General features: G+C 58.9%; 3 protein-coding genes. 1 reads left to right on the top strand and 2 read right to left on the bottom strand.

Features of this window, described 5'->3' with window-relative positions:
• Positions 1–314 (top strand): hypothetical protein (locus tag B7Z76_RS16210; RefSeq protein ID WP_291345296.1); only part of this gene is annotated, 314 nt, incomplete at its 5' end.
• On the opposite strand, the gene B7Z76_RS16205 is transcribed toward B7Z76_RS16210, so the two are convergent.
• Both B7Z76_RS16205 and B7Z76_RS16200 read right to left on the bottom strand, forming a co-directional pair.
• The gene (locus B7Z76_RS16205; RefSeq protein ID WP_291345295.1) at positions 311–466 is read right to left on the bottom strand and encodes a hypothetical protein; all 156 of its coding nucleotides are present in this window, start codon (positions 464–466) and stop codon (positions 311–313) included. The genes B7Z76_RS16210 and B7Z76_RS16205 overlap by 4 nt on opposite strands.
• Entirely contained in the window at positions 463–1,014 is a 552-nt protein-coding gene (locus B7Z76_RS16200) for a hypothetical protein (RefSeq protein ID WP_291345293.1), read from the bottom strand. The genes B7Z76_RS16205 and B7Z76_RS16200 overlap by 4 nt, the downstream gene beginning before the upstream one ends.
• Between the last annotated feature and the right edge of the window lie 159 nt (positions 1,015–1,173).

Genomic DNA, 1,173 nt, shown 5'->3' with positions numbered 1-1,173 from the left:
CCCCTGAATGGCGGCGGTATGAGGCGGCTCGATCCGTGCTCGATGAGCGGATCGAGGAGGACCGCCGACGTGCCGCCGAAGCCGAGGCGGAGCGCCGCGACCAGGAGAGAATGCGGGCTCTCGAAGCGAGAATCGAACGCGAGATAGCCGAGATGGGCGAGTGGAAGACGGAGGTGCGGGACGGTGTCGTCACCTTGCGCCTGATTCCGCCGGGCGGTGACGATGAAACGAAAGAAGCGACCAAGGACGAGCTACAAGAGCGCGAGGCGCAGGCCAATCGGGAGAAGGATCGAGGATTCGATATGATGGACTAGGGGTGCATCCCGTGGAGTAGCGCCAATAGGAAGCCGACGATGACCACGATCTGGAAACCGACTGCGCCGAACGTCCATTTTAGCAGGTCAGATTTTGCTTCACTGATCGCTTGCCGCAATGACAGGTCGAGTTGATTGATATCGGATTTCATGGCGCTTTGCCGCCCTCCATAAGGCGCAGCAGGGGCGCATCGGACTGGGCCTTGTCCCGCTCCTGACCGCTCAGATGCGTGGCGACTCTGGGGTTCATGAAGTAGTGGACCATCCCCGGCCCCTTCATTCCGCCGACCCGCATCCGCTTGCGGATGATCGCGCCGAAACTCTCAAGTTCGGTCATTAGCTCGCTAACCCGCTTTGGTTCCTGGCCCAGCTTTTCCGCAATTTCCTCGCGTGTAAGCAAGATTTCGCCGGTGTCGGTGCGAAGGTGCTTGAAGCACAGCGCCCACAGCTTCACCGCCACCAACGGGCGAGCAGAGTGGTCAGCGAGGTAATCAACGACGATGGCGTTCTGTTCCGGGCTGAGCATGACAAAAGTCCATTTGTTGCGGCTGGCGGCCTGACGGTCGATGTGGCCGATCAAGGCTTTCACAGCCTCCGGCATGGCTTCCTCAAAAGGCAGCAGTGCTTGACGCAACTGCTCGGCTTGGTCCTGCCGCAGCCGGTCTGGTTTGGTTTTCAGAGCGTGGATTATGGCAGCCATGTATCCTCCTTTTAAGTCCCGTGGGGTGGGTCTCAGTAGTCCCACAGGGTGGGACTTAATAGCAAGTGGTTTTTTGGCTGGTTTCTGCGGAAAATCGCGATTTTTGGCCCGAGTTATCCACGCCAGATAGTATTAGATGAAAAAGAGCGCGCGCGCGGA

The sequence above is a fragment of the Acidiphilium sp. 20-67-58 genome, assembly GCF_002255515.1.
Taxonomy (GTDB): Bacteria; Pseudomonadota; Alphaproteobacteria; order Acetobacterales; family Acetobacteraceae; genus Acidiphilium.
Note: the sequence above shows the minus strand (reverse complement) of the source record. Positions and strands in the feature narration are given on the sequence as shown.